Raw genomic sequence first — 19,808 nt, 5'->3', positions numbered from 1 at the left:
TCATGGCACATCGTATTATGTTAATTCCAGCAGGTTTTGGTGTCGGATTAAGCAGTATTGCTCTCGGGCTTGTTCATGCTTGCCAACAAAAAGGCATAAATGTTGGTCATTTTAAACCCATTTCGCAACCCGCGAGAAATCGCCGTGCCAATGCTAGCAAAGACGCCACAGCCCCAACCTCTGATTCAATTGCCTTGTCTTATGTCGAACAACAAATGGGGGATGGTCATCACGATGTTGTGCTAGAGCAAATAGTTGAGAATTTTAATGCTGTTGATAAAGCTCATGATGTCGTCATCATTGAAGGACTAATACCAACAACTCGCCAACCATACGCAGGACGTATTAATCGTGACGTAGCTCAAGCACTATCGGCCGAAATTGTCTTAGTAGCAGCACAAGATAACGACTCAGTTGAAGAGTTTGAAGATCGAATTGAAGTGAGCGCAGAAACTTTTGGTGGTATTAAAAACCCCAAATTAATCGGCTGTATCGTTAATAAAATCAATTCTCCAGATAAAGACGAATATGGCTTACTTCCAAGAGAAAATGAATTCAACCAAGCCTTAGATTTAACGCCGCTGATCAACTTGTCTATCTTTAAAAATAGACATTTCGATTTACTCGGTACCGTGCCATGGGAAATGGATCTTATCGCGCCACGAGTATTAGATATTGCAAACTATTTAAACGCCGACATTATCAACAGTGGCGATATGGAACATCGCCGTATTCGTAGCATTAGCTTTTGCGCACGCAGTGTTGGTAATTTAATGAGTCACTTACAACCAAGTCGGCTCATAGTAACTCCCGGCGATCGTACTGATATTATTATTGCCACGTGTTTGTCTGCACTAAACGGCACCAAAGTATCGGCATTGGTATTAACTAATGGCTACGTACCTAACGAGAACATATTAAACCTCTGCAAACAAGCTCTCGACGCTGGTTTACCGGTATTATCTGTACCTTGGGATACTTGGCAAACTTCCCGCCACTTAATGAATTTTAACCCTGAAATTCCGCAAGATGACGTGCAACGCCAAGACAAGGTTAAAGAATATGTCGCAGATAATTTGGCTAACGACTGGTTAACCCAGTTAAGTAATAAATCGACGATTAGTGACAAAATGTCACCACCAGCATTTAGACACAAATTAACCGAGTTAGCACGTCAGGCAAATAAATTAATTGTATTGCCAGAGGGAACTGATATTCGCACCATAAAAGCCGCTGCTATTTGTGTTGAACGCAATATTGCCCGCTGTCAGTTAATTGGTGATAAAGAAACCATTTTACGAATTGCCGAGCAGCAAGGCATCAGCTTACCTTCAGGCTTGTTAATTACTGACCCTGACAATATTCGCGATAATTATGTCGCACCTATGGTTGAACTGAGAAAAGCCAAAGGCTTAACCGAAGTCGTTGCTAAGCAAGAGCTTAAAGATAATGTTGCCTTAGCAACTATGATGCTGCAACTAGGACAAGTTGATGGTTTAGTATCTGGTGCGGTTAATACCACGGCCAATACCATACGGCCTGCCTTGCAATTAATTAAAACTGCTGAAGGTAGCTCACTTGTTTCATCTATTTTCTTTATGCTTTTGCCTGATCAAGTGCTTATTTATGGTGATTGTGCAATTAATCCTGAACCTAATGCGGAACAACTTGCAGATATTGCCATTCAATCAGCAGACTCTGCTATACAATTTGGCATCGAACCAAAAGTCGCCATGATCAGCTACAGCACAGGTACATCAGGCTTTGGCGCTGACGTAGAAAAAGTGGCAATGGCCACCAAAATCGCACAGGAAAAAAGACCTGATCTTATAATTGACGGCCCTCTGCAATACGATGCCGCCATTATGGAAAATGTTGCCCGTAAGAAAGCACCTAATAGCCCAGTAGCTGGGCAAGCAAATGTATTTGTTTTTCCTGACTTAAATACCGGTAACACTACCTATAAAGCGGTACAACGTTCTGCTGATTTAGTAAGCATTGGCCCTATGCTACAAGGTATGCGTAAGCCAGTTAATGACCTTTCGCGAGGAGCATTAGTTGACGATATCGTTTATACAATTGCATTGACGGCTATTCAAGCACAAATGTAGTTCTACAGCATAAAAACTTGAAATACTGAAGATCTCTTTTGTAGATAAAGAGATCTTCTACTTATTCCAGTCCCAAGCAGTTATTTTGACAACTTACCTAAAAAATAACCATCAATTTTATAGGTGGCACTTTTTAACCACATATAAATATAATTAAAATACAATAACTTAAACAGTTAAACATTAGTTATTCACAATGATACCCACAAGTTATGTGGATATCATTGTCTAATCTACTTCACATTCAAACGCATAAAATTGGCAAAATAACAAGCATAAAACTTAATAATACTGAGCAAATCCAGCATATGCTTCCTAAGCTCCCTATTTGTACTGGTTAACCACAACAATTTATGCGTTCACTATTTACTTAACAAACATTTACCTAAGCCATAAACGCTAGAGTTCCTGACCTTTAACCGCTATAGTATCTATATCACCTATGAACTAAGCCTATTTAAACTATGAGCAATTTAACGCTACGTCATTTAAATGAAACTTTTGCCATTCATAGCCTTAGGCGTGAAAGCTCAATACCCGATGCTGTTTTTAACGCACCAATATTTTTCTTAGCAAAAACCTATGATGAAATATCAATCGTTTTACCCGAAGCTATCGAAATTGACAGCGAAGAAGTTGAACGAGATTGGCAAGCATTTGAAGTTGTTGGGCCATTAGATTTTTCCTTAACGGGTATTATGTCGAGTATTTCAACGGTATTAGCTAATGAGAAAATTAGTATTTTCGCCATTTCTACTTTCGACACTGACTATGTGCTGGTTAAATCAAACAAATTTGCTGCAGCAAAAACAGCGCTTATTAACAATAATTATCAAGTAATTTAAATTTGGACACCTTATGACAACGCTTTACGGCATTCACAACTGCGATACAGTAAAAAAAACACAAAAATGGTTAACTGCAAATAACATTGACTACAATTTTCACGACTTTAGAAAAGACGGCTTTACTGAATCTTTATTAGCACAGCTTTTCCAGCTTATTGATTTCAATGAATTACTTAATAAGCGTAGTACCACCTACAGAAATTTAGATGAAAGCATTAAAAGCAACTTAACAAAAGAAAATGTATTTCAAGCAATGCTTGAACAACCAACATTGATCAAACGCCCAGTCTTGCTTAAAGATGGTAAAATAACGGTTGGCTTTAAAGCAGACAACTACCAAGCAATATTTAGCTAAGCATAGCTAGACTAAAAAGATTAGATAGCAATAATGACAATTCATAATGATCAAACAATCGCACTCACTCAGGCCTTGATTAATCGCCCTTCAGTGACACCCCAAGATTGTGGTTGCCAAGTATTAATGAGTGAACGCCTCTCTGCGATTGGCTTTAATAATGAGTCTATGATATTTGAGGATACAACAAACCTTTGGTCTCGTCGTGGCAACAGTGGTCCAGTATTTTGTTTTGCCGGTCATACCGATGTAGTACCTGCTGGAAATTTGGAGTTATGGCAAACACCACCGTTTCAAGCCACAATTAAAGACGGCATGCTATATGGTCGCGGCGCAGCCGATATGAAAGGCAGTTTAGCTGCAATGATTGTGGCTACCGAACGTTTTGTCACCGACTATCCTGATCATAAAGGCTCTATTGCATTTTTGATCACCAGTGATGAAGAAGGACCATTTATTAATGGCACCACACGAGTAATAGACACGCTGGAAGATCGCAATGAAAAGATCGATTATTGCATTGTTGGTGAGCCATCAAGTACAAATCAATTAGGTGATGTGGTCAAAAATGGTCGACGCGGCTCTATTTCCGGCGAATTGCATATACACGGCAAACAGGGTCATGTTGCCTACCCAGAGCATGTTAATAACCCTATTCACTTAGCTATGCCGGTATTAGCAGAGTTAAGCCAATTACACTGGGATAATGGCAATAAATACTTCCCACCTACAAGCTTTCAATTGTCTAATATCCAATCTGGCACAGGCGCTACCAATGTTGTACCCGGACATTTAACCGCCTGGTTTAACTTACGCTATAGTACCGAATTAAGCGCTGATATGATTGTAGATAAAGTTAATGCACTATTAACTCGACATAAATTAGATTACGAAATTAACTGGACCTTTAATGGTCAACCATTTATTACTGAGCCAGGCACACTCGTTGATTCGGTCACCAAGGCTATAAAAAGCTGTACAAATATTAGTGCGGAACTCTCAACAAGTGGCGGCACTTCTGATGGTCGTTTTATTGCACCTACCGGTGCTCAAGTTGTGGAATTAGGCCCTTGTAATGCCACAATTCATCAGGTTAACGAAAGTGTGTCGGTTGAAGATCTGATCACGCTAACTCAGGTATATTACCAAACATTGGTTAATGTCCTTGGCGACAGCTAAGTGGCAGCTAAGTTATGACAGAACTTGAATTGATATTAACCGGGCAAACTGACCGCCACATACATTGGCTTAGTGATAAAGTCGGTATTCACCATGAAATGACTGACGCATACACTAAAATGGTCAAGGCAGCCAAAATCGACAACATAGACCTGCGCATAGCAAGTGGCTTTCGAAACTTTTCTCGGCAATTAACCATTTGGCAAAATAAATTTACTGGCAATTTGCCAGTTAAAAACCAAGACAATGAGCCAATCGAGATTTCAAAGCTAAATGACATAGAAAAAATTCACGCCATTATGTTGTTTTCGGCACTGCCGGGAGCCAGCAGACACCATTGGGGTTGTGATATCGACGTTTATGCACCAAATTTATTAGCCGATGGGCAAACATTGCAATTAGAGCCATGGGAATATCAAAGCAACGGGCCTTTTTATCCATTAACGGTTTGGCTAAACAAAAATGCTGCAAGCTTTGGCTTTTATTTTCCCTACAATAAGTTTCGCGGTGGTGTGGCCACAGAGCCTTGGCATTTATCTTATCAGCCCGTAGCCAGTCAATACCAAAAACTGCACAGCATTGCGCTCTTAGCACGGGTAATTTCTGAAAGTGATATACAAGGCAAGAAACAATTATTACAATTGCTGCCAGAGCTGTATCAACGCTATATCAGCAATGTTGCTACCGAAAATATAACGAATATTTCATAACAATTCTGCTAAGCAGGTTGGAGCATATATATGAGTAATATATTGACTGAAAGTTGGCTAACACCAATTATCATCATTATTGCCTTAGCCATTTTAATTGGTAATTTTAGTACTTTTCAAAAAAGTGCCAAAACACCATTACGTAAAAAAGGCCTAAATGACTTAAAAGAAACACTGCCTAGGTCAAATAAGTCAGAAGTTAAAAAAGAAACTTTCTCAAAAAAATCACATTAATTAACTTGCTAAAACAAAAAAACTCCGAATTACGGAGTTTTTTTGTTTTAGCCAAGGTTTAAGTTTTCTAACTTAAAACGCATCTTTAAATGATAACCCTGGTTCCATTACCTCAAATATTTTTTCTAAGCTACTTGCTGGTAATGCAACACCTTGCTCATTATAAATAGTTACCGTTGATTTCTCGTCAGCACTTTCAACTTTAAACTGGTATTTGCCATTTGGAATATCAACAACAGGTAGGTCATCGCCCCAAATACTATCCCACAAGCTAGATTCTGGCTGAATATAATCAACAAAATAAACTTTATCTGTCTCATTGAGATCATTAATACTAAAACCATGATCTTCAAAGAATAGCGGTAAATTTGACCACAACAAATCAGCGCTGATCTCAACAATATAAGCCGCTTCAGATTTACTGTTTTCACCTAAACTAACAAATTTTTGATTTGCTCGAAGCAAACGGTTTTCTTGTTGTTTTAAGCGATATTGGTAATCAACCTGAGAAATCACTTCATTGAGCATGTTCATTTCAGCACGTTGCTGGTCAATTGGGTCAATGCGCTTGCTGCCACCACTTTGATCTGTTTTTAAATACTCAATTAATTCAACTTTTAACGCCGCACTTCGACCATGAGATTTATCTTCTAAGGTATAGCGGTAACGCATACTTTCAGAGATTGCCACTGACTTAAATGGCCAAGTTCCCTCTTCTACTTCATTATGATACCAATCAGATTCATAAACGCGGCCTAACTTATCTGTTCTCTTTAATTCGACATTATCAGATGCTAATTGTGCTTTAAGGGCGTCAACAATAAATATTTTAAGGTCGCTATCTTCTAGTACTTGGTCAAACCATACTTTTGCTTGAGCTGAGTTGTTCTCTACACGCGTTGAAGCAGCTATGGGTAAAACTAAAGAAGGCGCTCTTACGTCAACGTTTTCACCAATTGGCCCTTGTGTATTTATGTTATCTGAAACCGCATATGTGCTCGCTTGAAATGGCTTATCAAGCCCAACAGGTATTGCTAATACTTTTGCTTGCTTTTGATTTGCGTACTCAAAATCGCCTACTGCTTGCTTATTATTAATCGTGCCACAACTTGCCACAGCAATACTTAATAATGAAAAATAAAATATCTTGCGATTCATTAACACTCCCGAGGATACAAACCTGAATCTTTTAAATGTAATTTTGCTTTTATAATAATCTTGATTAATGTCTTTAACTGCCACATTTGACCAATAACCAACGTTAAAATTTAATATATACGCCGTTTTGATTACTGAGACTTAGCTAAGTTCCCCATATTTTTACTTAATCTAGGGAGCCGTGAAAACAGCAGCAAATTAATCAGCGCACCATGGTACTTGCCTGAAAAACCAAACACAAGATACTCGGGCGTTTTTATAACAATAAATCAAAAAATTAGTTAGTTTTTAAATTTTAAATATACGTTACAATAACGTTTTTTGAGGTAACTAGGTTTTTAAATGAGTGAGTATTTAGTCTTAACGGCAATGGGACCCGATCGTACCGGTAGCGTTAGCGATTTAACCAAGCTTGCTAGTGAATGTGGTTGTAACATCATTGACAGTAGAATGGCGATATTTGGTTTAGAGTTTACCCTCATTATGTTGCTTAATGGCACTAATAAAGCCATCTACCAGTTAGAAAGTAAACTCCCTGGGGTTGCTCATGAACTTGAATTAATTACCATGATGAAAAGAACTTCAGGTTATCGCGAACGCGATTTCGTTCATCACTATCAAGCCAACTATGCTGGTATCGATCAACCTGGAATTTTAAAAGCAGTAACGGCATTTTTTGCTACCCGCAATATAGATATTTCATCATTAAAGTCAGAAATTAATCAAGAAACTAACCATATGAGTGCAGCAATATTAATTGCTTTACGGGAAAATACCAGCATAGAACAGTTGGAAAGTGATTTTGTCGAATTATGTGAACAGTTTGATGTACAAGGCTGCATTAAAAGCGTGCAATCAAATTTATTTTAAAGGAATACTATGAAAACAATAACCGTTGGTGAACAAGCCCCCCTATTCTCATTAAAAGATGAAAACGAGCAAGAGGTAAACCTTGCCGACTTTATCGGTAAAAAGCAAATTCTAGTATATTTTTACCCGAAAGCGATGACACCGGGTTGTACAGTGCAGGCACAAGCATTACGCGACAGTAAAAACGAACTTGACGCTTTAAACACACACGTTTTTGGTATTAGCCCAGATGAACCAAAACGCCTTGCTAAGTTTTGTCAACGTGATGAGCTTAACTTCACCTTATTATCAGATCCAGACCATAGCGTCGCCGATGCTTTTGGCGTTTGGGGCTTAAAGAAATTCATGGGCCGTGAATATGACGGTATTCATCGCTTAAGTTTCTTAATTGGTCTTGACGGTAAAATCGCTCATGTTTTTAATAAGTTTAAAACCAAAGATCATCATCAAGTGGTTTTAGATGTACTAAATAATCTAAATTAGAATGTAGCAACTCATTCGGTTAAAATTTAAAAAGGCGAAACAACAATGTTGTTTCGCCTTTTTTTCATTGTAAATATCGTTTAATTACCTTAACAATTAATGGCTGGTGCCCTTTTCATAATTAATTTTGTTAAAGACGTTATATTTACCCGAAGGCTTCTTCATCGGTAAGCGTTTAATTTCTTTTAAAGTATTGGCATCGTAAATAATTACCGCACCGTCTTTATCCCAAATGCTCAACAATACGTATTTACCGTCTTTTGTAAACTCAACATGCGCTGCCGTTTTATTTTCTACAGGTGCTAACGTTTTAACAATTTCCAAGGTGTTTTTATCGATAACATGCACTTTGTTTTTATTTGGACCGAAGAACACATCAACCCAAGCGTAAGGTGAATTGCTGTGGCTACGCATAAAGAAGCCAGGGCCTAAAGTTTCAATTTCTTTGATAACTGTCCAGTTATCCATGTCGATAACAGTTACCAGCCCTTCTTTAATATTCGGTGAAGCAAAAACCGTTTTTCCTTGATAGTCCCAAGTAATGCCTGAGCCCAAATGCGGCATGCCTGCCATTGGAATGGTTGCCACTTTCTTTTTAGCATCAAGGTTAATCACTTGGCCTGTATGACTATCGCGCGATGCACCAATTAAATTGATATACTCTGGGTCAAAGAAAAAGTCATCTAAAAAATCAGCCGTACGTATTCTTCTAACTGGAAACTGCTCATCCACTTTCCAGTTTTCCACTTTTCCTTCACCGCTGTCTTTACGATAGTCATGCGCCCAGCCTTTAAATACTTCTACGCCGCCTTTATCGCTATATGGAATTTCCCATACTTCTTTCACATCTTTTAAAGCGACAATAAAGCTATGGCGTGGTGGAGCATTGTAAACCGCACTAACACGAGAGCTGACACCTTCACTATCGACCGTTGCAATTGATTTAACCGGTGATAAATCTTTGGTGTTGAGGATAACAACGTTATGCGGAAGATAATTACCAATAATGGCATATTGACCATCTGACGATATCGCTATATTTCGAGTATTAATACCGGCGCGCACTTCTGCAACTACTTTCAAGTTGTAGATATCGTATTTACTTATCCAGCCGTCACGAGAAGCAAAATAAACATAGCGACCATCTGGAGAATATTTTGGACCACCATGTAATGCAAAGCGAGTTTTAAAACGCGTGATTGGTTCAAACGTATCGCCATTTAGCAAAGTAGCGGAATGATCACCTAATTCCACAACGATAAACAAATTCATTAAATCGGCTTCGAAATGCGGCTTATTAGGTAACTTAGCTTGATCAAAGTGCTGAATATTACTGGCTGTAATATCCGCCATTGACCAAGTTAACTCAGTTTTTGGCTTAGTATAAATATAGTCAACTAATTGCTTAGTTTGCTCGACAGTTAACTTTTCACTAAATGATGGCATTTGCGTTGCTACACGACCATTTTGAATAACCTTGGTCGCTTTGTTTTTGCGTAGTCGAGACAGGTTTTCAGGGAACAATGCAGGCCCCATAGCACCCATTCGGTCAACACCATGACAACTTTGGCAATGCTCTTGATAAAGCGACTCAGCACTTTGTTCTTGAGCGCTAACAACCGATGGCAACACCAAAATTGATGAGAAAATAACGCTCTTCATCAGTTTTGGCATATATTTTAAGCAACTTAACTTTGTTTCTAACATGACTTCACACTTCGCAATTAAACAAATTAATTTCAAATTTTTTAGATTCTTATCCAGCTTTTGCCGATAACTGCATTTGCGTCTGATACGTTTTTGCGTCTAAAAAGCCTGGTTTTGCTAATGTGCTGTCTGTTAGTTGATTAACAACATCACCAATTACAATTAAGGTTGGCGGTGTTATTTGGTGCTTTTCAACTAATTCAGCTAAGTTAGAAATATTTCCACGGAAAATTTGTTGCTCAGGCTGCGTACCTTTACGGATTAGCGCTGCAGGTGTGCTTGCTGCTCTACCGTGCTTAATTAGTTGCTCGGTAATACTAGGCAAGGTATTAATGCCCATATAAAACACCACGGTTTGAGCATCACTGCTTAAACTTTGCCAAGGAAGATTTAACTGACCATCATTTTGCATATGGCCGGTGATAAAGGTACAACCTTGCGCTACGCCACGATGCGTTAGTGGAATACCAGCGTAAGTAGTACAACCCGATGCCGCGGTAATACCAGGACAAACATGACAGCTAATACCGTGTTGTAATAAAAATTCAGCTTCTTCGCCACCACGCCCGAAAATAAATGGGTCACCACCTTTTAAGCGCAATACTTTGCGACCTTGTTGTGCATATTGCACCAACAACTCATTAATTTTACCCTGCGGAACACAGTGTTTTGCTTGCTCTTTACCAACGTAAAAGCGTTCACAATCATCCGGTAACAAAGCCATAATTTCATCACTGACCAAACGATCATAAATTGCAACGTCCGCTTGCTCAATAAAACGCAATGCTCTTATTGTTAGCAATTCAGCATCACCAGGACCTGAGCCAACAAGAGCGACTTCACCAGATTGCAAGAATGATTTTTTCGTTAACTTACTTAATACATCTGTGTTCATTTGTTTTTCACTCGATACTTTATCAATCGATAACTGTGTCATTTTATACGTTACCTTGTCGGCTATCTTGCAATTATAAAATGCTAGCCACTAAATTTATAAAACTATATTTCAATAACTTAGCTTTAAATAAACTAAGTTAACTGTAGTAAGCGTGTTTTAAAATTACCGCACACTCACTAAAAAATGTGCTTATACTTCAACTACTGGAATTTCAGCACACTCAGAATGTATTGCTTGCACACCAATTTCAGCATCAGTTAAGTAACACCCCGGGTCTTCTGCCCAAGCATCATTTGATTGTGCAAACGCTCTGGTGCGAGTATTACCACCACAAATATTCAAGTACTGACATTTTGCACAACGACCTTTAACCGGACGCGGGCTTTGCCTAAAACCTAGCATAAGTGGATCTTGTGTATCACGCCAAACATCAGAAAACTTCTCAGTTTTTACGTTGCCAATAGGATGATTCCACCAATAAGTATCTGGGTGAATTGTGCCGGTGTTATCAATATTAGCAACATTGATGCCGCTAGAATTGCCGCCCCAATTAATGAGTCGTTGTTTTAAATTTTCGATTCTGTCTGGGTACTTATCACCAAATCTTTTTTCAACCCATTGCAATAAAAACGGTCCATCCGCATCATTATTTCCGGTAACAAAATCAGTATCTATACCTTGAGAAATATGTGACCAAGCACGCTCGTATAGCATTTCCATAGCGTCTTTGGTCATTTTAAATACCGCGTCGTTTTCTGCGTTTCGTTTACCGCGCCCAGAATAATTCAAATGAGATAAGTAGAACTTATCAACCTTGTATTCTTCCATTAAATCAAGCATAGCGGGTAAGTCAGCAAAATTATCTTGTGTTAAACACAAGCGCATACCGACTTTAATTCCAGCGGCTTTGCACAGTTTTAGTGCCTGCATTGATTGTTTAAAGCTACCTTTTTGTTGACGAAATTCATCATGAAACTCTTCAAGACCGTCAATACTAATACCAACATATTGATAATCAGCGGCTTTAATTTGCTCGATATTCGACTCGTCAATCAAGGTACCGTTAGTTGACAGTGCAACATAAAAACCTTTCGATTTCGCATATGCGGTAATTTCAAATATATCGGGGCGCATTAACGGCTCACCACCAGATAAAATAAGTACTGGAACCTTTGCTACTTTTAAATCATCAATGGTTGCTTTGACTTGCTCTGTGTTCAACTCATCTTTGAAATCCATATCTAGCGATGTTGAATAACAATGCTTACAACGTAAATTACAACGTCGTATTAAATTCCAAATAACAACAGGTCCAGGCATTTTATGGGCTTTATTGGCCGGTAAATCATCATGAAATGTTTTTAATAATTGTGAAATTCTAAACATCTGCTTCGATCCTTATAAATTTTTATTGCTCATGTACTGGCAACAAAAACCAAAATATAAACTTTATTAAGTATAGCTAGCGTTTTAATCGCAAGCCTGTTTTCTTTAGTATCTCTGTGCTGGTTAACATATCATTAGTTTTAAATTTACACGCTTGATCTGTGTCATCATTTCTAGTCTCAAAAACGTTTTCCAGTAAATCTTTGATTTGGGTTCGGTATTGCTGAACTTCTTGTTCGGTTTTACCGTGTACCATGGCAAATAAATTATAGTTCCAATGTGGTAAATGGCGAGGTCGTAGATAGCAGTGACTAACAAAAGGTAATTGCCCTACCGCTTTACCAAATTCACTGACATATTTATCTTGTACATCCCAAACTGTCATGCCGTTATAGCGATAACCTAATTTATAATGATTTGGCACAGCTGCTATTCTGCGAATAATACCGCGCTCTTTTAAATCAGTGGTCATCGCCAACACTTCTGCTACTGAAATATCGAGCTTTTCAGCTATTTGTTGATATGGCTTGGCAACAATCGGTAAACCTGATTGTGTCAATAGCACATATTGGCGCTCAAGTGCCGTCAATTCTTTAGGCTGGGAGATATAATTGGACATAAAATTCTTCTAATTTTGGAGTATTAAGAACCGGTAAAGAGGTTTTTTTCTCAATATTATCGATAACTTGATTCACTTGGGCTTCAGATTCAGCACCAACAACAAACCACATATTAAAGTCATGAGTTCGTCGATAATTATGTGCCACTTCATCAAAGCTATTTACTTGTTCGGTAACTTCTTCAAATCGTTCTTCAGGCACTGCTAATGCCGCTAATGTAAATGCACCACCTAAACAAACAGCGTCAAACATTGGGCCAAAACGCGTCAGCACCTTGTTAGCCATTAAATGATTTAAGCGCTCAAGTACTGCTTCTTCAGTGCTATTTAATTGCTCAGCAATTTCTAAAAAAGGTCGCTCCGCTATCGGCATGCCGCGCTGCAATAAGTTAATCAGCTTCTTATCTAAATCAGTTAACTCAGCCAGTGCAGTAGTTGAATGACGTGATGATTTATCCATTATTAAGACCTTCTTTTTCCATAACGCGCACCTTGCTGCTTATACGCTTTAAAACTAAATAAAACATCTTTTTCAATATGCTCTAACGAAAACTTTGCCACTATCGCGTCAATTTGTGCTAACACTAAGTCTCTGTCGGTACCATGTATCATGCAAAATAAATTATATGGCCAATGTGGTAGACGGCGAGGACGTCGATAGCAAAGCGATACTTCTGGACAACTGGCAAACATTTCAGCAATACTATCGACTTGTGAATCTTCAATATTCCAAACCACCATTGCATTTGCTTTGTACCCTAACTGACGATGTTTAACGACTAAACCAAATCGCTTTACCAGCCCGTCGGTTTGCCAATGTTCAATTTGTTTCAATACTTGCTTTTCTGTTGCAGATATTTGCTTGGCAATATGTAAATAAGGCTCAGCGACTATAGGTAAGCCACATTCTAAAATGCCCCGAAGTAACTGTTTTTGCTGTTCAGATAAGTGCTCATTCATCATGCCGCTTAATTTAAGCTCAGCAACCTTGTCGCACTGTGTTTGGTTATAGTCGCTTACGATTTGTTTCATCTTAATGACTTCCTAATTGCTGCTGAGAAAAATTAATATTAAACGCTAAATCAATGTGATAAGACGCTTCCATCGGCAATACCAATACTTGATAACCGGTAAGTTGCTCAATGTCAGTAATAACTTGTTTTAGTGCCATGTCGTCGCTAGCAGTTACCACAAACCACAAGTTATAGCTATGCTCCCTTGCATAGTTATGATTCACTTGTTCAAACTGGTTAACAATATTGGCAATTTCATCTAATGAATCTTCAGGTACTGCCAATGCTGCCAAGGTACTTGCACCCGCTTTTTTATGATTAAATACGGGGCCAATTCTTGACAGTATGCCCGCTTCATCCAAAGCTACCATAGCTGATAACACATCTTGCTCAGAGCTATTTAGTTGTTCTGCCATCTCTTTATACGGTTGCGAGCAAAGTGGAAAACCTTTTTGGTAACGGTTAATAATACTTTGTTGTAACTCAGTTAAAACAATAGCCATCATTAAAGTCCTATTTGGTGGGCACGATTTGTGAAGAATATGCCACTCGGGCTTTCAGATGGAATCGTATCTAATAAGGTTTGTGTTTTCGTATCATAAACTTGCACTTCGTTAGCGTCGCGCACCGACATCCACACTTTATCGCCTCTCGGTGTAAATTCCATATGAAGTACCGCTGGGCCTGGTGTTAAGGTGTTTACTTTTTCTAGTGTTTCCGTGTTAAATACTTGGATGGTATTGTTATCAGGGAAAGCAAAGTTAACCCAAATTTGTCGATTATCAGGCTGCGCCATAACAAAAATTGGTTGGCTGTGCGCATCAATTTCTGCTACTTGCTGCCAAGTATTCGTATCAATAACTAGTACTTTGTGTTGGCCTACTGCAGGAACAAAGGCACGGTTACCAGCGATGGCCCAACCTTCCAGATGTGGCATTTTATAAACAGGTAATTTTTTATCCCCTTTACCATAATCACTTAAAATGCGCTTAACGCCTTGTTCAGGGTGCCATAAATCTAGCAGCGCCATGCCATCTTCACCAAAAAGACCCGCAATGTAATAACGACCGTCGGGGCTAATTAAGGCGTCGTAAGGAAACAAGCCAATATCTTTATATTTCGTTATTGCAACCTCTTCTTCTGAAAAGTCTGCAACCCAAGTTTCATGACTATCAAATAAACTAAAAACGAATTTGTTATCAGGTGCATCAACGAGGCCTACCACTTTAGAGCGATAAGGTTGGCCGTCTTTCGTTAAGCCCTTACTCGGCACAATAGTCGCTTCTATATTGGCGACTAATTCTAGCGTTTCACTATTAAAAACCTTTACGCCACCTGGGGTATAATTTGATACTGCAACCAATTTTCCGTCTTGACTAATAGCACCGCCAATACTGTTACCAGATTGAATAATACGGCGATCAATTTTATCTTTTAATAAATCAACCTTAGTTAAACCGCCGTCTCGACCAAATACATAGGCAAAGCGCTCGTCTCGAGAGTAAACAATTGAAGCGTGCGACAAATCACCTAAACCGTCAATTTCTGCTAATTGTGTCGCATAGGTATGATTAACAATTTGTACTTGACCGGTAGCACGTTCAATAATAACGCCTAAATCTCCAGTGGCACGAATAGATGATTCAGCATTAACCTCATGTTGGTTTGCGCTTTTAAGCCCTGATTGAGAACATGCACTCACTAAAACCGACAACATTGTTGCCGCTAATAATTTACTTGGATTGATCATGAGTTTCGATACCTTGTTGTAATTGTTGACTGATCCACGATGCTTCTTGCACTGTTAATAATGATTCCCACGGTGGCATTGCCGTACCTGGGCGACCAAATAAAATAGTATTCTTAATAACAGCTTGGGGTAGTTTTTTCATTTCGCTAGGCAGAAGCGCTGGGCCAAGACCACCTTTTAGTGTCATACCATGACAAGAGCCGCAGTCTTGTTTAACCATATGAATTAGCTCCGATTTTCTTTGTGACGTTAATTCCTCGGCTTGAACGGAAATACTGCTACTAACCAAAAATAAAGTGCCTAATGTCATAGCTAAAGTTTGTTTTACAATTGTCATCTGCCTACCCTTATCAACACCGTTGTTGCAGCCTAATATTGGCATAAGTGTGATAATTTGCTTTGATTTAAATCACACAATGTAAAATTTTGAATAATGCCATAGCCATATGAATCATAAGAATAAAGTATATTTGTGTACGCTTGGCGATGAAAAACTGTCCAATAAGCAAAACTTACTACAAGCCTAAAAGCTATGATATTTTTTGCATATTATTGGACACTACTTACTAAATTATTACGCGTGTAAATTTTGCCAACATCATTAAGAATAGAACATTTTTATTGCCGTGCCAGATATAAAAAAGCTGTTACTTATAGTGATAAGAACAGTAAAAAAGCAATAATAGAATGTGCCCTTAGCTACGATAAAAAGGCAAGTTTTCCGATATGAATAACATGTGCTAACTGCACCATTATTTATATGACAATGTGAAATGATAAGTTCTAAATTTTGGTTTTATTAGATCAATAATAAATAAGCATTATTTGATAAAGATCATTGAATAATAGTGCGTTTAATGTGTTTACAATGCAAAAAGGTGAGCTACAAATACGGTGAAGTTTAAAAAGCAGTCAATGTAGATATTAATAACTTAATATCTACATTGTTATCTAAACAAACAATTATGCGTCTTTAGCTGCGTCGTGCTGTGTCGTAGTTGACCAAGCATTAAGTACAGCTTTTACTAGAGTTGCGAGTGGTATTGCAAAAAACACTCCCCAAAATCCCCATAAGCCACCAAATAAAATCACCGCAATAATAATAGTGACGGGATGTAAGTTTACCGCTTCCGAAAATAGCAACGGCACTAATAGGTTGCCATCAAGTGCCTGAATAATGCCGTAAGCAAGCATCACATAGCCAAATTCAGCTGTGGTACCAAACTGAAATAACGCCACCAACATTACCGGAAAAGTGACAATTGTCGCGCCAACATAGGGAACTAATACAGATAAGCCAACCAAAACTCCAAGTAGTACCGGATAATTTAACCCTAAAGCAATAAAAGCTATGGTAGAAGCCGCACCTATTATGATTATTTCAATTAATTTGCCACGAATGTAGTTCATTATTTGTTGGTTCATCTCATTACCCACTTGTTTCGCCATACGGCGGTCATTAGGTAAAAATTGACGAAAGCTATCAAATAAAGAATCTTTATCTTTTAAAAAGAAAAACACCATTAATGGCACAAGAATTAAATAAATAAGTAAAGCGACTACGTCAGAAATTGAATTGAGTGAAGCCTGTAGCGCTACCTGTCCCCACTCTATAAACTTATCATTAACTAATGTTATTAGATTGCCAATTTGCTCAGCATTTACCAAGGTTGGGTATTTTTCAGGTAGAGTTAATAAATATGTGTGTCCTTGCCCTACCATTTGTGGAACTTCTTGAAATAAATTACTACTTTGCTGCCAGATAACTGGCATTAACCCCAAAATGCCTAATAAAGAAAAGCCAACAAAAGCAGAAACAACCGTAACAACCGACAACGAACGAGATAAGCCAAGTTGATTTAATTTATTGACAGGTAAATCCAGTAAAAATGCAATGCCAACCGCAACAAACACAGGCATTAATAAATTACTAAAAAAGTACACAAACAAAAATGCACAAATTAAAATAACCATTAAGGTTACAGCATTGGGGTCTGAAAAATTCCTTTTGTACCAGTCGCTAAACAGTGTAACCATAATTTTATTTTTCCAGTTTAATTAATAATTCAACAATTTTTTCATTAACGTTACGCAGCTCAAAATAAAACCCTTGTTTTATTAACAATTTAGGAATATCTTTTTTAGAACCACTATCACATATACGTATCAAACAGCTGTCGTGAGAAGTCATTTTTTTTAGTAACAAGCGTAAATTTACCAGTGGAACTGGACATTTATCTTGCGTGGCATCGTATTCGTATAACATAAATAAAAATATGCACAGTACTTTAGTTTAATTATCTAATTTGCGACAATTGATTACAATGCTATAGCGCAATTCTTTTATACTAATTACTAAAAACTATAGATGAAACAATAAAGAGACTGAATGAGCGAACTATCAAACAACCCAAGTTTAAAAGAAATTAACGCCTATAAAAAAAAGTTAACTTGGGGGGAAGTACCGGTAATATACCAATTAGCCGCAACAACAATTGGCGACATAGATGGTATTCTCACTCACGGTTTTGATAGTGCATTTAAACAATTGCTTGACCAAAGTAATTGGAACCCAAATATTGTAGCTAGGCAGCAACATTACGCTAGCACTAATACTCATAAACCGCAATTAGCCTTGTTGCACCATATTGACGAACGTAACTATGAGTTACATTGTTTTCCAATGGTAAACCAAGAGCGATTACTTGAAACCCAAATAAATAACCCGGCGTGTCCGTTTATCAAATGGATACCGGAAACCATGCAAATGTTATTTAGATTGAACTCATTAACCCCTTTTATTGTCTACACCTTTCAAAAAGGTGATCAAGCAGACTATGCCCTAGTACGTTATGCAAACACACGTGTTGATGAGCTCATTTCACTAATTGAACGGTCTTTTGATATTGTTGAAGTAAAAGGTTACTCAATTGCTGAATTTTGCAAAGAGATATATCGCAAACATTCAAATTCTCAACCATCAGAGCCTGCACCTAATTCTGACGATATGGAAAATTAATTTTGTTCAATTTGAAACCTCTCGCGCTGTCATGTGCTTTATCTACATTATTGTTAGGCAATGTATTTGCATTAGGCACAGAAAGTGACCGAAACAAATTGCCTGAAATAGGCTCGGCCGGATTTAGTGTACTGTCAATCGAGAAAGAACGGCAAATAGGCGGCGAAATGATGCGCCAAATTCGTGCATCACAACCAGTATTAAACGATCCTGTATTAACAGAATATATTAATGATCTAGGTAATCGCATGGTACGCAATGCCAAAGATGTTAATTACAGTTTTGAGTTTTTTGTTATTCGAAATAAAGAACTGAATGCATTTGCATTCTTTGGTGGTCATATTGCAATACACAGTGGCCTAATAACCACTGCAAAAACGGAAAGTGAGCTTGCCTCAGTAGTTGCTCATGAAATATCGCACGTTACTCAACGACATTTAGCAAGGCGACTCGAAGCACAAAACAAGTCTCAACCATTAACTATGGCAGGTATGATTTCTAGCGTGCTGTTAACCTTAGTTAACCCGAGTGTTGGGCTAGCTGCACTAAGTACCACTATGGCAGCATCTCAACAAGCCGGTATAAATTACACTCGGGGCAATGAAAAAGAAGCTGACCGTGTTGGCATTATGCTATTAGCAAATAGTGGTTTTAATCCTCAAGGCGCGCCAGACTTCTTTGCGACTATGGCGGAAAAATACCGATATAAATCTAAGCCTCCTGCAATGCTGTTAACTCACCCACTGCCAGAGTCACGAATTTCTGATGCTAGATTAAGAGCACAAAGCTTGTCTCCACGACCATTAGCTCCAAGCTTACAGTTTGAATTAGCAAAAGCACGCATTAAAGCAAGATATGAAAGTGATGCTATTACCAATATTACCTACTTTAGCGAAAATATTAAAAAGAACCGATATGCAATAGCAGAAGCAGCCAAATACGGATTAGCCCTTGCTCATTATGAAAATAAAGACTATCAAATAGCCATTGAGCAGTTAGAGTTTTTATTAGAACAAGATAATAAAAACCTATTTTATGTTGATGCGCTAACAGATGCTTATATAGCAGTTAAGGCATTTGATAAAGCGATTACAATATTAGCTGAACTCAACTTATTAATGCCGAACAATCAAGTTGTAGCGCTCAATTATGCGAATGCATTACAAGAAGCTAAAAAATATGCTAAAGCTGAGGTGGTATTACAAGACTTTTTAACCCTAAATCCTGGTAATTTCATCGCCAACGATTTACTAACCGATGTTTATCGAAAACAAGATAAAAAAGCCTTAATGCATGCAACTAAAGCAGAAGTTTTTGCCTTATTAGGTGTATACCCAAAAGCCATTGATGAACTACAAACTGGGTATAATTTTGTTGAAGAAAATCCACTGTTGAAAAAACGAATGAAAGGCCGCATATTGCAGTTGCAGGCGCAACAAGAAAAACTTAAGCGTTTATAAACATCACT

At 38.1% G+C, this 19,808-nt stretch carries 22 protein-coding genes; 10 read left to right on the top strand and 12 right to left on the bottom strand.

Annotated elements, in window-relative coordinates:
• Nucleotides 1-2: 2 nt before the first annotated feature.
• The 6 genes from pta (at nt 3) to AC27HL_RS11635 (ending at nt 5,437) form a co-directional block, all read left to right on the top strand.
• Entirely contained in the window at nt 3-2,111 is a 2,109-nt protein-coding gene (gene pta, locus AC27HL_RS11660) for a phosphate acetyltransferase (RefSeq protein WP_487081164.1), read from the top strand.
• 464 nt (nt 2,112-2,575) lie between these two features.
• Nucleotides 2,576-2,956: an ACT domain-containing protein gene (locus AC27HL_RS11655; protein WP_487081163.1), complete on the top strand. Its 381-nt coding sequence runs from the start codon at nt 2,576-2,578 to the stop codon at nt 2,954-2,956.
• Between the two features lie 13 nt (nt 2,957-2,969).
• Nucleotides 2,970-3,314, top strand: coding sequence for an arsenate reductase (locus AC27HL_RS11650; protein WP_487081162.1), 345 nt, complete (start codon nt 2,970-2,972; stop codon nt 3,312-3,314).
• A 33-nt stretch (nt 3,315-3,347) separates the two neighbouring features.
• Complete coding sequence (gene dapE / locus AC27HL_RS11645) at nt 3,348-4,493, top strand: succinyl-diaminopimelate desuccinylase (protein WP_487081161.1); 1,146 nt, start codon at nt 3,348-3,350, stop codon at nt 4,491-4,493.
• 14 nt (nt 4,494-4,507) lie between these two features.
• Nucleotides 4,508-5,203, top strand: coding sequence for a M15 family metallopeptidase (locus AC27HL_RS11640; RefSeq protein ID WP_487081160.1), 696 nt, complete (start codon nt 4,508-4,510; stop codon nt 5,201-5,203).
• Nucleotides 5,204-5,233: 30 nt separating this feature from the next.
• Complete coding sequence (locus tag AC27HL_RS11635; protein WP_487081159.1) at nt 5,234-5,437, top strand: hypothetical protein; 204 nt, start codon at nt 5,234-5,236, stop codon at nt 5,435-5,437.
• Nucleotides 5,438-5,509: 72 nt separating this feature from the next.
• Here AC27HL_RS11635 and bamC read toward each other — a convergent pair whose 3' ends face one another.
• Nucleotides 5,510-6,595: an NlpB/DapX family lipoprotein gene (gene bamC, locus AC27HL_RS11630; RefSeq protein ID WP_487081158.1), complete on the bottom strand. Its 1,086-nt coding sequence runs from the start codon at nt 6,593-6,595 to the stop codon at nt 5,510-5,512.
• 342 nt (nt 6,596-6,937) lie between these two features.
• Between bamC and AC27HL_RS11625 the strand changes: the two genes are divergently transcribed.
• Nucleotides 6,938-7,465, top strand: a complete 528-nt coding sequence (locus AC27HL_RS11625) for a glycine cleavage system transcriptional repressor (protein WP_487081157.1) — start codon at nt 6,938-6,940, stop codon at nt 7,463-7,465.
• Between the two features lie 9 nt (nt 7,466-7,474).
• Entirely contained in the window at nt 7,475-7,948 is a 474-nt protein-coding gene (gene bcp / locus AC27HL_RS11620) for a thioredoxin-dependent thiol peroxidase (RefSeq protein ID WP_487081156.1), read from the top strand.
• A 96-nt stretch (nt 7,949-8,044) separates the two neighbouring features.
• On the opposite strand, the gene AC27HL_RS11615 is transcribed toward bcp, so the two are convergent.
• The 11 genes from AC27HL_RS11615 to AC27HL_RS11565 all read right to left on the bottom strand — a co-directional run bounded on the left by AC27HL_RS11615 (nt 8,045) and on the right by AC27HL_RS11565 (nt 17,587).
• Nucleotides 8,045-9,655 carry a cytochrome D1 domain-containing protein gene (locus AC27HL_RS11615; RefSeq protein ID WP_487081155.1) on the bottom strand — a complete coding sequence of 537 codons (1,611 nt, stop codon included), beginning with the start codon at nt 9,653-9,655 and terminating at the stop codon, nt 8,045-8,047.
• 49 nt (nt 9,656-9,704) lie between these two features.
• Nucleotides 9,705-10,592 carry a uroporphyrinogen-III C-methyltransferase gene (cobA, locus tag AC27HL_RS11610; RefSeq protein WP_487081154.1) on the bottom strand — a complete coding sequence of 296 codons (888 nt, stop codon included), beginning with the start codon at nt 10,590-10,592 and terminating at the stop codon, nt 9,705-9,707.
• Nucleotides 10,593-10,742: 150 nt separating this feature from the next.
• Nucleotides 10,743-11,939: a heme d1 biosynthesis radical SAM protein NirJ gene (nirJ, locus tag AC27HL_RS11605; protein WP_487081153.1), complete on the bottom strand. Its 1,197-nt coding sequence runs from the start codon at nt 11,937-11,939 to the stop codon at nt 10,743-10,745.
• A 76-nt stretch (nt 11,940-12,015) separates the two neighbouring features.
• A complete protein-coding gene (ahbB, locus tag AC27HL_RS11600) occupies nt 12,016-12,558 on the bottom strand; it encodes a siroheme decarboxylase subunit beta (protein ID WP_487081152.1) in 543 nt (180 codons plus the stop codon).
• The gene (locus tag AC27HL_RS11595) at nt 12,533-13,018 is read right to left on the bottom strand and encodes an Lrp/AsnC family transcriptional regulator (RefSeq protein WP_487081151.1); all 486 of its coding nucleotides are present in this window, start codon (nt 13,016-13,018) and stop codon (nt 12,533-12,535) included. The genes ahbB (AC27HL_RS11600) and AC27HL_RS11595 overlap by 26 nt, the downstream gene beginning before the upstream one ends.
• 2 nt (nt 13,019-13,020) lie before the next feature.
• Entirely contained in the window at nt 13,021-13,590 is a 570-nt protein-coding gene (gene ahbB / locus AC27HL_RS11590; RefSeq protein WP_487081150.1) for a siroheme decarboxylase subunit beta, read from the bottom strand.
• Between the two features lies 1 nt (nt 13,591).
• Nucleotides 13,592-14,077, bottom strand: a complete 486-nt coding sequence (locus AC27HL_RS11585) for a hypothetical protein (protein ID WP_487081149.1) — start codon at nt 14,075-14,077, stop codon at nt 13,592-13,594.
• Nucleotides 14,077-15,321 carry a cytochrome D1 domain-containing protein gene (locus AC27HL_RS11580; RefSeq protein ID WP_487081148.1) on the bottom strand — a complete coding sequence of 415 codons (1,245 nt, stop codon included), beginning with the start codon at nt 15,319-15,321 and terminating at the stop codon, nt 14,077-14,079. Before AC27HL_RS11580 ends, AC27HL_RS11585 begins: the two co-directional genes overlap by 1 nt.
• Entirely contained in the window at nt 15,305-15,658 is a 354-nt protein-coding gene (locus AC27HL_RS11575) for a c-type cytochrome (protein WP_487081147.1), read from the bottom strand. Before AC27HL_RS11575 ends, AC27HL_RS11580 begins: the two co-directional genes overlap by 17 nt.
• Before the next feature lie 626 nt (nt 15,659-16,284).
• Nucleotides 16,285-17,358, bottom strand: a complete 1,074-nt coding sequence (locus tag AC27HL_RS11570; protein ID WP_487081146.1) for an AI-2E family transporter — start codon at nt 17,356-17,358, stop codon at nt 16,285-16,287.
• A 4-nt stretch (nt 17,359-17,362) separates the two neighbouring features.
• Nucleotides 17,363-17,587: a sulfurtransferase TusA family protein gene (locus tag AC27HL_RS11565; protein ID WP_487081145.1), complete on the bottom strand. Its 225-nt coding sequence runs from the start codon at nt 17,585-17,587 to the stop codon at nt 17,363-17,365.
• Between the two features lie 123 nt (nt 17,588-17,710).
• Here AC27HL_RS11565 and AC27HL_RS11560 point away from each other — a divergent pair, with 123 nt between their 5' ends.
• Nucleotides 17,711-18,340, top strand: a complete 630-nt coding sequence (locus tag AC27HL_RS11560) for a hypothetical protein (RefSeq protein WP_487081144.1) — start codon at nt 17,711-17,713, stop codon at nt 18,338-18,340.
• A gap of 2 nt (nt 18,341-18,342) precedes the next feature.
• Entirely contained in the window at nt 18,343-19,800 is a 1,458-nt protein-coding gene (bepA, locus tag AC27HL_RS11555; RefSeq protein ID WP_487081143.1) for a beta-barrel assembly-enhancing protease, read from the top strand.
• The last annotated feature ends 8 nt before the right edge of the window (nt 19,801-19,808 follow it).

The sequence above is a fragment of the Colwellia aquaemaris genome, assembly GCF_057548755.1.
Note: the sequence above shows the minus strand (reverse complement) of the source record. Positions and strands in the feature narration are given on the sequence as shown.